We start from the raw sequence: 12,967 nt of genomic DNA, 5'->3' as shown, positions 1-12,967 counted from the left end.
CCGGGAGAGAAAGGTCCGCGCCCGGTTTCCGTCCGCTCGCATGCCGTACGAGGGTGTGGCGTCGTTCCTACCCGGCGCCCAGCGGGGCCCGCCGCGCGATGATCCTGCGATGGCTGATCCGCCAGCCCCGGTCGCCTCGCGAGATCGTGTCCTCGTAGGTCACGCTTCCGCAGGTGCCGTCCGCCATGACGCCGATGCCCTTGGACAGGGCGCGTACGTGATCGTCGGCGAGCTCGGTGATGACGATGTTCGTCACATGGTGGCCGACCGGATTGCGCTCGCCCATCTCCAGTGACGCATCGCGGAACGCGGCCAGCCCTTCGATGGTCCTCCCGCCCAGGTCGCTGACGTCGTAGGTGACGTCGGCGGTGAACAGTTCGTGCAGTCGGTCGAGTTCCCCGGCGTCGATCAGGTGGCCGTGCATCGAAATCAGCTCGGTGATGGCCACGCGATCCTGGGTGGCAAGCGCCATGGTGGTCCTTCTGTCAGGGCTCCAATGCGAGCCACCCGTCGACCCGGGTCGGCGACCCACCTGGAGCATCGATATGGGGACTTCCCCATTTGTGCGCACCAGACTAAACGGGGAAGTCCCCATAAGCAACTCCGGAGCAGACCGGCGGCGCGTACGGCCGCGGGTCGCACACGTCACGGACGGCCGAGCCGTCCCTCTACGGGGCGGGCCTGGTGCCGATGACGACGGTGGCGTCCAGTTCGTCGGAACCGGCCACCCGCGCGGTCAGTCCGCTACGGGCGACGGCTTCGACGGTCTGCGGCGCCTGCCGCTCGCTCGTCTCGACCAGCAGATGACCGCCCGGTGCCAGCCACAGCGGCGCCTCGGCGATCACTCGCCGCACGACGTCAAGCCCGTCCGCGCCGCCGTCGAGCGCCACCTGCGGCTCGTGCACGCGAGCCTCGGGCGGCAGCAGCCCGATCGCCTCGGTGGGCACGTAGGGCGGGCTGGCGATCAGGACGTCGACGCGCCCCCGCAGCGTCGCCGGCAGCGGCTGATAAAGGTCGCCTCCGTACACCCGGCCACCGGCGGCGGCGAGGTTGCGACGGGCGCACTCCACCGCTGTGGGGTCGACGTCGGTGGCGTGCAACTCGACCCCCTCCAGTGCCATGGCCAGCGCGGCGCCCATCGCGCCCGTCCCGCAGCACAGGTCGACGATGACAGGCCGTGGCCCGGCGGGGATCTGACGGGCGAGGGTGATGGCCTGCCGGATGAGGAACTCGGTCCGGGGGCGGGGGACGAAGACCCCGGGGCCGACGGCTATCCGCAGGCCGCAGAACTCCGCCCAGCCCAGGACGTGCTCCAGGGGCAGGCCGACGACGCGCTGCTCCACCATGACGGCGAGATCGTCCGGCGTCCGTGCCGTGGAGATGAGCAATCGTGCCTCATCCTCGGCGAAGACACAGCCGGCGGCCCGCAGCCTGGTGACGATGACGGACGGTGGGAGAGGCGACGGGGAAAGCGACATGAGAACCTTTCGGAATGCCGAAGGGCGCTCTCTCGGTCACCTATGCCGGGTGGACCGTACGGCCGTGAGGTGAGAGCACCCGGCCTGATACAGCGGTAATGGGTCTCACCTCCTTCTCGGTACGTCCACTTCTGGAGAGGGAAACCCTACCAGCCGCATGCGGCGGACAGGTCCCGGTGCCCCTCTGGGGCGTCTCCAGGTCAGGGAGACGGGTCCGTCAGGCGAGCCCGTCGAGCACCTGCCTCTCCTTGGCGGGGTCGAGGCCGGGCCGGGGTCTGTCGGGGCGGAGCAGCGGGTCGCCCTCGGCCTGGAGCCAGGCCCAGGTGTCGCTGACCGTCTCCTGGATCGGACGGCAGCTGAGACCGGTGTTGTGGGCCGCGGAGACGTCCGAGTCGTGCATACCGCCGTACTCGGCGTCGTCGGGCAGCCAGATCGGCAGTTCGGTCCACGGGCTGATGCCGGCTTCGTCGAGCACCTCGGGGGCGACCCAGACCAGCTCGGCCTCCGACCCGGTCACCTTCACCGCTGCTTCGAGCAACTCGCCCATGGTGGTGTGCCCGGAGTGGCTGACGGCGTTGAAGGCGCCGCCGACCCCGCGTTCGGCGGCGGTGAGCATCCATCCGGCCAGGTCCCTGGCGTCGATGTACTGCAGCGGGCGGCCGGGATCGCCGGGCGCCAGAACGCGACCGCCGCGCTCGATACGCCGCAGCCACCAGGGCAGCCTTCCCACGTTCTCGTAAGGGCCCAGCACCAGCCCGGCGCGGGCGAGCAGGGCTCGGTCGCCGAACTCCCGGAGGACGGCGAGTTCGCCGCCGCGTTTGGTGACGGCGTAGTCGTCGCTGTCGTCGGCGTCCGGATCGCCGTCGACCAGTGGCGCCTGTTCGTCGCCACCGAGCGGCATCGGCCACCGGTAGACCGACCGGCTGGAAACGTAGCCGTAGTGGCCGGCCCGGTCGGCGAGCAGCCCGCATGAGTCGCGGAGCACGCGCGGTGCTCCGCTCCAGGTGTCGATGACGGCGTCCCACTCCCGGCCGTCGACGGCCCGGCGCAGTGCCTCGGGGTCGGTCCGGTCGGCGATGATCGAGGTCACCGCTGCCTCGGCGGGCCGGCTCACTCCCCGATTGAGCGTGGTGACCTCGGCGCCACGTGCCAGCGCCGTCTCCACCACGGCCCGGCCTACAAAATGCGTCCCACCTAGTACAAGAAGTCTCATATCGCCCAGCTTGCGCCAAGCGGAACGGGCCTCGCCTCGGATCCGCTCAGAGCTTGACCTTCTTCGCTGAGGGCATAGCCGTGCCGTTCTCTCCGCGCGGGGAGTCGTCAGCGCCTCCTCGGCGTGACGCCGACTACCAGCGCGCGGGGCGGGTGAGGGCCGCCGGCAGTTTGGCGGTGGTATCGCCCCTGGCGGCGTTGAGCTGAGACTGGGTCAGGAAGATACTGCCGGTGAGGTCGGCGCCGCTCAGATCGGCGTCTCGCAGGTCGGCACCGATCAGGTCGGCGTCTCGCAGGTCGGCGCCCCGCAGATCGGCGGCGATGAGGTAGGCCCCGCGGAGGTTGGCGCCCCGCAGGTCGGCGCCTCTGAGTTTGGCCCCGATGAGATCGGCGCCCCTCCGGTCCTTCTTACGGCCCGCCACCCCGGCCCGCACGAGTTCGCTCGTGCGCAGCAGTAGGGCGTTGACGTCGCTCCGGTGCGCTGCCACGTCCAACTCCGTGAGCTCCTGCGCGCTGCCGCCGGTGAGGCGTTCGGTCTCCTCCAGCGCGCGGCGCAGCTCGCCGTACAGGGGGCGGGCCGGTGGCAGTGTCAGAGCTTCGGCCAGATACCACAGGAGTTCGTGGAGCTGCCGCATGACAGGGAACACGTCGAACATCTGCCGGGCGGTGTGCGGAGCCTGCCGCCAGTCCTGTCCGCCGAAGGTGCCCTGGGAGACCTTCTGTCCCGCGCCGAAGCAGTCGAAGACGGTGCAGCCGGAAAAGCCCCGCTGCCGCAGCTGGGTGTGGATGCCGCAGCGGAAGTCGGCCTGCAGGTTGGAGCAGGGCTGCCCGGCGGCCTTGTCAGTCGCGAAGTCGGCCGAGGCGGCGAAGGGCAGCGCGACACAGCACAGTCCGAAACAGTTGCCGCAGTCGGACAGCAGGTTGAGGCCGACGGCATCAGGAGATGGGTGTCCGTGCTTTTGTGACAACGTGCCTGAGCTCCTGCTGCGAGGGAGCACCGCTTCTTGGCGTGCTCGGGATGAGACTGCATTCTCTCAGAACCCGATGCTACCGGCTCGCTCCGGATGCCACCGGCCGCGCCGGCTGTCGCTTCCTCCGCCGGTGAGGGGGCAGACCTCGCCCTGCTCGACGGGGCCGAGTCGGTGCCGGCCGTCATCGCGCACGGAGACGACCTGGAGGCCGCGCTTACCCGGTACGAGCCGCCGCGGCCGAAGGGTCGGCCCAAGGTCTGGAAATGTGTTTCGCTCCGGACGCGCCGCGTGCCACGGTTGATTTTTTCACCGGTGACGGCGTGCCCGTGGAGCACTGAGTCGTGGTCCGTCCACTCGAACCCGTACCATCGGTCCCGATTCTCCCTGCTCGACGGCGGGGTATCCCCGCTCAAGGAGATCTGATGACCTGGACCGCTCCGCAGAGCACACGCGCCGACGTGCCGCCGGTCGGTGATGAGCGCACCCTCCTGGAAGCCTGGCTCGACCATCACCGGCAGACCCTTGCGTTGAAATGCGCCGGGCTGACTCCCGAACAACTCACACTGCGCAGCGTCGAACCGTCGGGCTTGACGTTGCTCGGTCTGGTGCGCCACATGGCGGAGGTGGAGCGCTCCTGGTTCCGGCGCAGGTTCGCCGGCGAACCGGTCGACTTCCTGTACTGCGACACGGACACCAACCCCGACGGCGACATCGACGACATCGACGCCGCCGACGCGGAGGCGGACTTCGCAACCTTTGCCCGTGAGATCGAACTGGCCCGGGTGGCGGCGGCCGGGCATTCCCTCGAGGAGACCTTCCACCACGCACACCGGCAGGTCGAGATGAGCCTGCGCTGGGTGTTCCTCCATATGATCGAGGAGTACGCCCGCCACAACGGCCACGCGGACCTTCTCCGCGAACGGATCGACGGCGCCACCGGGGAGTGAGACCGAGACGGCGCGGTCGGGCCTCGGGACGGCCGCAGAATGCGCTGCCCCGCCGGGTGAACGCCGCCGGTTTCAGAGGCCCATGCGTGCGACGATGCCGTCGAGCACACAGTCCAGCCCGGTCTCGAACCGCCACTGCGGGTCGTCCTTGCGGGCGGCGTTGTCAAGGTAGCGCTGGTAGGCCGGGTAGCGGCCGGTGCCTATGAGCCACATCATCTGCGGCGCCAGTCCCTCCCTCGTCTCGTCACCGCTGGACCATCCCCGGCCCTCCATCAGCCGGAGCACGGCGATCTCGGAATGGGTGGCGCCGTGTACGTAGGAGTCGACGGTGTAGACGACGGCCATCATGGTGTCGCCGTCCAGCCCCAGGCCGTCGAGCGCGGTCAGCGCCCGCTCCGCCACGGCCATCCGGTTCGGGGTCAGGGAGAACGTCACCTGCGGGGTGAGCTCGGTGAGCCATGGATGTCTCAGCATCAGGGCGCGGGTGTGCAGGGCGAGAGTCCGCAAAGTCTCCCGCCAGCCGGTGGCGTCGGAAGGTTCCAGTTCGGCGTGGACCAGGTCGACCATCAACTCCAGGACGTCGTCCTTGCCTGACACGTAGCGGTACGCCGCCATGGGGGCGACACCCAGCTCGGTGGCCAGACGTCGCATAGTGATGGCGTCAAGCCCCTCCGCGTCGGCGATCTCTACTGCCGTGGCGGCGATCCGATGGGGCGTCAGTGGCTGGCGGGGTGCCGATGCGGGGCGTTCAAGACGTTCCCACAGGGAGGTGTGCGCCCTGTCGTCGCCCTTCTTCTGAGCGGCCACGGATGCGGCCTCCTTCCTGGTCGCGATGTGTACATCGCATCAGAATTATACAACGTACCCAACATGTGTACGTTGTATTCGCATAGATGCGATGTACGCAGAGCGCGAACCCAGAGCCGCCCGTACGCGACCTGACATCCAGGCGGAGACGGACCGGATCCACCATCAAGGATGCCTTGATGACAGCTGAAGGAATTTGAAGTAGACCTTGCTGATCGGAACACGCGAAACTGTGACCTCGCGACATGAGGAGTAGAGCGTTGTCCCAGGTAACGGTGATTGAGGTGCCCCAGTGGCAGGGATCGTCCTCGTTGACGGCCGCCCGGCTGGCCGCCGGGGCGGACCGGCTGGCCGCCATGGTCCCCGACGCCGAGCACGTACGCGTGGCGATCGGCGAGACCCTCGCGGAGACCGCTGCGAGGACCCGTGACGCGCTTTCGCGGATCGAGAGCGGCTTCGTGGTCACGGTCGGCGGAGACTGCGGTGTGGAGCTCGAACCGATCTCGGCGGCCCTGCGGCAGCACGGTGACCGGTTGACGGTCGTATGGTTCGACGCTCACGGCGATCTCAACACCCCCGACTCGTCCCCTTCGGGCGCCTTCCACGGCATGGTGCTGCGCACACTCCTCGGTGACGGGCCCCCCGACCTGGTGCCCGATCAGGCGCTCCGACCGGAGCAGGTCGTCCTCGCCGGGGTCCGCGCGCTGGATTCCGGCGAATCCGATTTCATACGGGAGGCGGGCCTGGGTGACCTGTCCGCACTCGCAGACGGGGCGGTGCTCTACATCCATCTCGACCTCGACGTGCTCGACCCGGAGGTCTTCGGCTCCGTCGGCACCCCGGAACCCGGAGGGCTGCTCCCCGAGGGGCTGATCGATCAGATCGCCGCCCTGGCCTCGCGGTTCGAGATCGTGGGACTGGGTGTGACCGAATACGAGCCCGCCCGTCCCCAGGACGAAGACCTGCTCGCCAAGCTGGTCCCCGAACTCGTGAGGCTCTGCGGCGCCTCGGCCGCCTGGCAGATCGAACGGCGCGCCGTCCAGGCCTGGCCCGCCTCGTCCGTGGAGGACCGCGGGGGCTGGCGGCTGAGGCACACCCCCGGCGTGACCCGGAGACGCTCGAACTCCGCGCTGCCCCTGTTCGGCCGGGCAACCATGATCGACGAGGTCGAGACCTTCTACGGAGAACGGGGACAGCCGGCATGCGTCCAGGTGTGCCCCGCCGAACACCATCGCTCGCTCGACGCCTCGCTGGCGGCCCGCGGCTACATCCTCAACGGCAGGACCCTGGTGCTCACCGCCCCGACCGCCGACGTCATCGCCGCGACCGCCTCGACCACCACCGTCGAAACGGTGGACGACCGTGCCCGCTGGCCCCGGCTCTTCGCCGAGCTGAACGACCGCCCGGACGGCAGCGAGGTCATCGCCCGTATCGCCGCTCCCACCGCATTCCTGGCCGTCACGACCGCCGGGCGGACGGCCGGCATGGGCCTCTTCGTGGCCGACTCCGGCTGGGCGGGCGTCTTCTGCATGGCGACCCATCCCGGCCACCGCCGCCGGGGCGTCGCGACCGCGGTCCTGGGCGCCGGCGCCCGCTGGGCGGCCGATCAGGGAGCCGGCCGTCTCTATCTCCAGGTCGAAGAGGAGAACGAAGCGGCCCGCGCCCTCTACACCCGGATCGGATTCATCCCCTCACACAGCTATCACTACCGATCCCGGCGCTGAGCCCCGCCGGACCGAAGGTCTCGGCGAGGCCGACCGGTCGCGGAGCCTCACCCCTCTGCCATCGGGCCGGGCTGTACGCCGTTGATGGCGAGGGTGAGCAGCCGGTCGGCCTCGGCCGCGCCGTCGGGTTCCCGCTCGGTGGCCAGTGAGATGGCGTTGACGAGCTTCAGCAGGTCGGTGATGGCGACGTCGGAGCGGATGGCACGTGCCTGGCGGGCGCCCTCCAGCAGTTCACCGCCGGCGTTCAGGATCATCGTGTGGCAGGTGTCGCCCCAGGTCGAGTCACTGTCGTGGGCGCCGCGCAGCAGCGACGTCGCCAGGCCGCGGTTGGACGCGGCGTGTACGCCGACGGCGCGCAGCCAGGCGATCAGCGCGGGCCCGGGGTCGAGCTCGGCGGCCAGGCGGCGCGCGCCCGCGCAGAGGGACTCCACCTTGTCCCGGAAGACGGCCTCCAGCAGTGCCTGGCGGGAGGGGAAGTGCCGGTGCAGGGTGGCGGAGCCGACCCCGGCATGCCGGGCGATCTCCTCCAGCGAGGCTTCGGCCCCGTGCCGGGCGATGGCGGCTTCGGCGGCGACGAGGATCCGGTCGTAGTTGCGACGCGCGTCGGCGCGCGCCGGCCGCCCGGCCGGGATCGGCGCGGCACTGCCCTGGGACATCGAACCTCCGGTGAACTTGCCAAACGGGGTGGTCCTCCATATCGTAGCCGAACATAAACGGAAGGCCACCCCACTTATTGGGATGGCCCCCTCTGGGCAAACGACCTCCAGGAGAGACCGTGGACACCGGAAAGACCATCGTGGTGGTAGGCGCGACCGGACTGCAGGGCGGCGTCGTGACGGCGCATCTGCTCGCCGGCGGCTGGCAGGTGCGGGCACTGACCCGCGATCCGGACGGCGCGTCGGCGAAAGCCCTGGCCGGAGCGGGCGCGCAGATCGTACGCGGCGAGATGGAGGACACCGCCTCCCTGATCGCGGCGGCGGAGGGCGCCTACGGCATGTTCAGCGTCCAGCCCACCGTCGGTTCCCCCGGCACCGCGCCGGACTTCACCGCGGACGACGAGGTCCGCTGGGGGGTCAACGTGGCCGAAGCGGCCCATGCCGCCGGTATCCGGCACCTCGTCTACACCTCCGTCGCCGGGGCGGGCCGCCACGGCAGTGAGGCGCTGCCGCAGAACCTGGTGAGCAAGTGGCGGATCGAGCGGCACATCGCCGAGCTCGGCCTACCTGCGACGATCTTGCGGCCGGCCTCCTTCATGGAGAACTACACCGGCGGATATCACCTGCACGACGGTACGGTGACCACCGCGTTCGAGCCCGACGTGCCGCAGCAGATCATGGCCGTCGACGACGTCGGCGTCTTCGCCGCGCTGGCCTTCGATCACCCGGCCGAGTGGATCGGCCGGGTGATCGACCTGGCCGGTGACGAGCTGACCCCCCGGCGGATCGCCGAAGCCATCGGGGAGTCGATTGGCCGGCCCCTGCCGTACGTGCAGATTCCGATCGAGGCGATCCGGCAGGTCGGTGCGGAGTTCGCGTTCGCCTACGAATGGCTCAACGAACGTGGCTACCGGGCCGACATCGCCGCCGCGCGGCAGATCCACCCCGGTCTGATGGACTTCCGCACCTGGCTTGAGCGGACCGGTGCGGCTCAGATCACGGCGTTCCTCACCGCCCAACGCGCTGGGGAGCGGGACGCGTGAGCGGTCAGGGGCCCGACCTCGGGCGCATCGGGGTCTGGGCGGGCGGCCTGGACGACTATCCCATGGCCGGGGTCCGCGACGCCGCGGCGGCCATCGAAGACGCGGGCTACGGAACGCTGTGGTTCCCTGAGACGACCGGTCGCGAAGCCATGGCGCAGGCCGGGGTCCTGCTGTCGGCCACCCGGCGGATCGTGGTGGCCGCCGGAGCCGCCGACATCTACGCGCGCGACGCGGTGACCGCCGCAGCCGGACAGCGCACCCTGGATGAGGCGTTCCCCGGACGTTTTCTGCTCGGACTCTGGGAGAGCCATCCCAGCCTTGCCGAAGACGTCCGCGGCCACCGTTTCGGCCCCCCGCCGGAGACCATGCGCGGCTACCTGGACGCGATGGACGCCGCGCCGTCCGTATCACCATCACCCATGCCGCGCCGGGTGCTCGCGGCGCTGGGTGCGGAGATGCTCGAACTCGCGGGTGAACGGACCTGGGGCGCGCACCCGTTGGGCATGCCGGTCCAGCACACCAGGAACGCCAGGGCCGTGCTCGGGCCGGAGGCGCTGCTGGCCGTCACCCAGCTCGTCATCCTGGATCCGGACCGCTCGAACTCCGCCGAACTGGCGAGGTCCTTCGCTGCCGCGTTGCTCCCCAACCGGCGCGCGTTACTGCACGACCTGGGGTTCGAGGAGGTCGACTCCCTGGACGACCGGCTCGTCGACGCGCTGGTGGTCCGCGGGAGCACCGACGACATCGCGTATCGCGTCGGAGAACACCTTGAGGCCGGCGCCGACCATGTAAGTCTCTACGTCCTCACGGCCACTCCCCGGACGCCGCCCATCCGGCAGTGGCGCGAACTCGCCGGCGTCGCAGTGCGGTGGCAGGATGGTGCGGACCACTCGAAGTTCACGCCCGGCACCACGAATCGATATTCGCCATAGAGAAATGGGAAGGACTCATGTCGACTCGGGAAGGTGTCGTCCGGCCGGCCGGAGCCGGGGACCTCGACCGCATAGCCGAGATCTTCTCCCACTACGTCATCAGCGGTGTCAGCACCTTCGAAGAGGTTCCGCCGGTCGTCGCGCACTGGCGGCAGCGGCTCGACGACCTGGCGGACCGCCGGTTGCCGTTCCTGGTCGCGGAGGTGGGCGGAGAGGTGATCGGCTATGCCTACGCGGGGCCATGGCGGCCCAAGCCCGCCTATCGGCACACCGTCGAGGACACCATCTACCTCGCCCCCGGCTGGACCGGCCGGGGGTGGGGGCGTGCCCTGCTCGGTGCCCTGCTGGCCGGGTGCGCGAACGCCGGGGTGCGGCAGGTGATCGCGGTCATCGCCGACACCGGTGACGACGCCTCGGTCGCGCTGCACCGCGCGTTCGGGTTCACGCACGCGGGCCGGCTCGGCGGTGTCGGCCACAAGCACGGCCGCTGGATCGACACGACACTCATGCAGTGCGACCTCACGCCGGCCGGTGACTGATACCCGCCCGGCCGCCTCCGCCGAACCGCCGACGCCCGGGTCGGCGGGATGAGGTCGTCACCTCTCGCCCGGGGATGCTCTGGGGATGTCCAGGGGCGCGGGCGGCCGACGGGTGCTGCCGGCTGTAAGGCGGGCTCCCGTGCCCGTTCCGGAACCCCCCGGGCCGTATGGGAGAGAACGATCAAGCCGGAAATTTTGCGTGATACGAATATTTTCTGATCACGAAAAAATTGCTAGAGTGGTCGTCATGAGCACCGAAGACGGCGAGCGCGTAGGACTGCGGGAGCGTAAAAAGCAGGAGACCCGCACCGCATTGAGCTGGGCGACCATCCGCCTCACCGTGGAGCGCGGGCTGGACAACGTCCGGGTGGAGGACATCGCCGCCGAAGTCGGCGTCTCCCCCCGCACCTTCAACAACTACTTCTCCAGCAAGGCCGAGGCGATCGCCGACCGGCACCTCGAGCGAGCCCGGCGGATCGCGGCGGAGCTGCGCGCCCGGCCGGCGACCGAACCGCTCTGGGAGTCGATCACCAACGCGGCGCTGGCGCAGTTCACGCTGGGGCAGGAGGCCGAAAAGGAGAGCACGCTGGAGCAGCGATGGCTCGCCGGGGTCCGTCTGATGGTCACCGAGCCGTCTCTGCAGGGCGAGTTCTTCAAGGCCAACGCGGCCGCCGAGGCCGAGTTCGCCGCCGCGATCGCCGAGCGCACCGGCACCGACGTCGCCCGCGACCTGTACCCGCGGCTGGTGGCCGGCACGGTCGGGAGCGCCATCGCGGTGACGATGGAACAGTGGCTGCGCGCCGACCCGCCCGTCTCGATCGTGCCACTGCTGCGCGATGCGCTCCGCCAGATCTCCGCAGGGCTGCCCATTCCCTGATTCTCGGGCCCCGGCCTGACCCGATCCGATCAACCGGCGCCGCCGGTCGATCCGCCATGCCCTTATCCCCAAGGAGGACCGCCATGTCCGTCGACGTGGTCATCGCCGGAGCCGGCCCGAACGGTCTGATGCTGGCCTGCGAACTGAGCCTGGCCGGAGTCCGGCCGGTGGTGCTGGAACGACTGCCCGGACGCACCGAGGAGAACCGGGCCAACGGCCTGGTCGGCCAGGTGGTGCGGATGCTCGACCGCCGAGGCCTGTACGGACGCCTCAGCGACAGCAAGGAGCCGCCGCGACCGGGGCCGTCCTTCGTCTTCGGCGCGCTGCCGCTGGATCTGAGCACACTGGACGACAATCCGCTCTACGGGCTGCCGGTGCCGCAGCGCCGCGTCGAACAGGTCCTGGAGGAGCGCGCCATCGAGCTCGGCGTCGAGATCCGCCGAGGACACGAACTCACCGGACTGTCACAGGACGACGACGCGGTCACCGCCGACATCGCCGGACCCACCGGCTCCTACCGGTTGCGTACCCGCTACCTGGTCGGAGCGGATGGCGGGCGCAGCCTGACGCGGAAGCTGTCGGGCATCGGCTTCCCCGGCGTGACCACGGACAACATGGTCTCCCGCACCGCGCACGCCACCGTTCCGGCCGCGATGATCGATCCGGTCACCGGTGGACTGAACCTGCCCGGCTACGGGGCCATCCCGCCGTTCATGCACCACCGCACCGAGCGCGGTTTGTTCGTGTTCGCCCCGTTCCCCTCCCGCCCGACCGTGGTGAGCGCCACGGAGTGGGATCCGGCCGAGGCCGAGGGTGACGACCGGCCGCCGCTGACCCTGGACGAGTTGCGGGAGAGCGTCCGCCGGGTGCTCGGGGCCGACCTGCCGCTCGGCCCGCCCGAAGGGCAGGGGCCGCACCTCCTGCGCCGGCTGACCGGCGGCAACACCCGGCTGGCCGACCGATTCCGGGATCGCCGGGTACTGTTGGTCGGCGATGCCGCCCACGTGCACTCCGCGATCGGTGGGCCCGGGCTCAACCTGGGCCTGCAGGACACGGTCAACCTGGGCTGGAAGCTCGCCGCCGAGATCCGCGGCTGGGCCCCGCCCGGGCTGCTGGACAGCTACGAGACCGAGCGGCGACCGGTCGCTCAGCGGGTGGTCATGCACACCCGGGCGCAGGCCGCGCTGATCGCCCCAGGCGGTGAGGTCACCGCGCTGCGCGAGCTGTTCACGGAACTGCTCCACGACCGGCGGAACGTCCAGCACATCGCGGACATGATGGCCGGCGCGGACATCCGCTACGACATGGGCGCCGGCGACGCCCATCCGCTGGCCGGCCGGTGGGCCCCCGACCTGCTGCCGGACACCGGGACCGGTCCCGTCCGGCTCGCCGAGCTGACCAGGGACGCCCGGCCGCTGCTGCTGGACCTGACGGAGGACGCGTCGCTCACCGAGGAGCTGTCCGGATGGCGCGACCGGGTGGACGTCGTCGCCGCACGCTCCCCGGACCCCGCTGCCCCGGCCACCGCTCTGCTGCTGCGGCCCGACTGCTACATCGCCTGGGCCTCGTCCTCACCCCGCCCGGACCCGCACGAGAGGGAAGTCCTCCGTACGGCCCTGACCCGGTGGTTCGGCGCCGCGGGCTGACACGGTGAGACCGTCCCATGCGCGACAACGGGTGGACGGGGCCTTCCCCCGGCGATGTGTCGCCGGGGGAAGGTGCGGCCGGACGGCAGATCGCCGGAGGAGACGATCCCGGTGACCCGCGCCACGGAACGCGGC

General features: G+C 70.4%; 13 protein-coding genes. 7 read left to right on the top strand and 6 right to left on the bottom strand.

The genetic code is table 11. The features are described from left to right. Positions 1 to 67: 67 nt before the first annotated feature. The 4 genes from OHA77_RS01005 to OHA77_RS00990 form a co-directional block, all read right to left on the bottom strand. Positions 68 to 472, bottom strand: coding sequence for a nuclear transport factor 2 family protein (locus tag OHA77_RS01005; RefSeq protein ID WP_326822554.1), 405 nt, complete (start codon positions 470 to 472; stop codon positions 68 to 70). Between the two features lie 196 nt (positions 473 to 668). Beyond that, positions 669 to 1,478, bottom strand: coding sequence for a putative protein N(5)-glutamine methyltransferase (locus OHA77_RS01000; RefSeq protein ID WP_406315389.1), 810 nt, complete (start codon positions 1,476 to 1,478; stop codon positions 669 to 671). 217 nt (positions 1,479 to 1,695) lie between these two features. Continuing rightward, positions 1,696 to 2,691, bottom strand: a complete 996-nt coding sequence (locus tag OHA77_RS00995) for an NAD-dependent epimerase/dehydratase family protein (protein ID WP_406315387.1) — start codon at positions 2,689 to 2,691, stop codon at positions 1,696 to 1,698. Between the two features lie 133 nt (positions 2,692 to 2,824). Then, positions 2,825 to 3,658: a pentapeptide repeat-containing protein gene (locus OHA77_RS00990; RefSeq protein ID WP_406315386.1), complete on the bottom strand. Its 834-nt coding sequence runs from the start codon at positions 3,656 to 3,658 to the stop codon at positions 2,825 to 2,827. Positions 3,659 to 4,083: 425 nt separating this feature from the next. On the opposite strand from OHA77_RS00990, the gene OHA77_RS00985 reads away from it, so the two are divergent. Next, the gene (locus OHA77_RS00985; RefSeq protein ID WP_326822558.1) at positions 4,084 to 4,608 is read left to right on the top strand and encodes a DinB family protein; all 525 of its coding nucleotides are present in this window, start codon (positions 4,084 to 4,086) and stop codon (positions 4,606 to 4,608) included. Positions 4,609 to 4,680: 72 nt separating this feature from the next. Here OHA77_RS00985 and OHA77_RS00980 read toward each other — a convergent pair whose 3' ends face one another. Further along, the gene (locus OHA77_RS00980) at positions 4,681 to 5,415 is read right to left on the bottom strand and encodes a TetR/AcrR family transcriptional regulator (protein WP_406315385.1); all 735 of its coding nucleotides are present in this window, start codon (positions 5,413 to 5,415) and stop codon (positions 4,681 to 4,683) included. Positions 5,416 to 5,675: 260 nt separating this feature from the next. Here OHA77_RS00980 and OHA77_RS00975 point away from each other — a divergent pair, with 260 nt between their 5' ends. Continuing rightward, positions 5,676 to 7,139 (top strand): GNAT family N-acetyltransferase, encoded by a 1,464-nt coding sequence (locus tag OHA77_RS00975; protein WP_406315383.1) that lies wholly within the window; start codon positions 5,676 to 5,678, stop codon positions 7,137 to 7,139. Between the two features lie 47 nt (positions 7,140 to 7,186). Here the strand turns inward: OHA77_RS00975 and OHA77_RS00970 are convergent, their stop codons facing one another. After that, a complete protein-coding gene (locus OHA77_RS00970) occupies positions 7,187 to 7,795 on the bottom strand; it encodes a TetR/AcrR family transcriptional regulator (protein WP_406315381.1) in 609 nt (202 codons plus the stop codon). 119 nt (positions 7,796 to 7,914) lie between these two features. On the opposite strand from OHA77_RS00970, the gene OHA77_RS00965 reads away from it, so the two are divergent. The 5 genes from OHA77_RS00965 (at position 7,915) to OHA77_RS00945 (ending at position 12,832) form a co-directional block, all read left to right on the top strand. Next, positions 7,915 to 8,838 (top strand): NmrA/HSCARG family protein, encoded by a 924-nt coding sequence (locus OHA77_RS00965; protein WP_406315380.1) that lies wholly within the window; start codon positions 7,915 to 7,917, stop codon positions 8,836 to 8,838. Then, a complete protein-coding gene (locus OHA77_RS00960) occupies positions 8,835 to 9,770 on the top strand; it encodes a TIGR03620 family F420-dependent LLM class oxidoreductase (protein WP_326822563.1) in 936 nt (311 codons plus the stop codon). The genes OHA77_RS00965 and OHA77_RS00960 overlap by 4 nt, the downstream gene beginning before the upstream one ends. Positions 9,771 to 9,787: 17 nt before the next feature. Beyond that, the gene (locus OHA77_RS00955; RefSeq protein ID WP_406315378.1) at positions 9,788 to 10,309 is read left to right on the top strand and encodes a GNAT family N-acetyltransferase; all 522 of its coding nucleotides are present in this window, start codon (positions 9,788 to 9,790) and stop codon (positions 10,307 to 10,309) included. 247 nt (positions 10,310 to 10,556) lie between these two features. Further along, positions 10,557 to 11,186, top strand: a complete 630-nt coding sequence (locus OHA77_RS00950; protein ID WP_406315376.1) for a TetR family transcriptional regulator — start codon at positions 10,557 to 10,559, stop codon at positions 11,184 to 11,186. A gap of 83 nt (positions 11,187 to 11,269) precedes the next feature. Further along, the gene (locus OHA77_RS00945) at positions 11,270 to 12,832 is read left to right on the top strand and encodes an FAD-dependent monooxygenase (protein WP_406315374.1); all 1,563 of its coding nucleotides are present in this window, start codon (positions 11,270 to 11,272) and stop codon (positions 12,830 to 12,832) included. The last annotated feature ends 135 nt before the right edge of the window (positions 12,833 to 12,967 follow it).

It is taken from the genome of Streptosporangium sp. NBC_01639, assembly GCF_045209755.1.
In the GTDB taxonomy this organism is placed as follows: domain Bacteria; phylum Actinomycetota; class Actinomycetes; order Streptosporangiales; family Streptosporangiaceae; genus Streptosporangium.
Note: the sequence above shows the minus strand (reverse complement) of the source record. Positions and strands in the feature narration are given on the sequence as shown.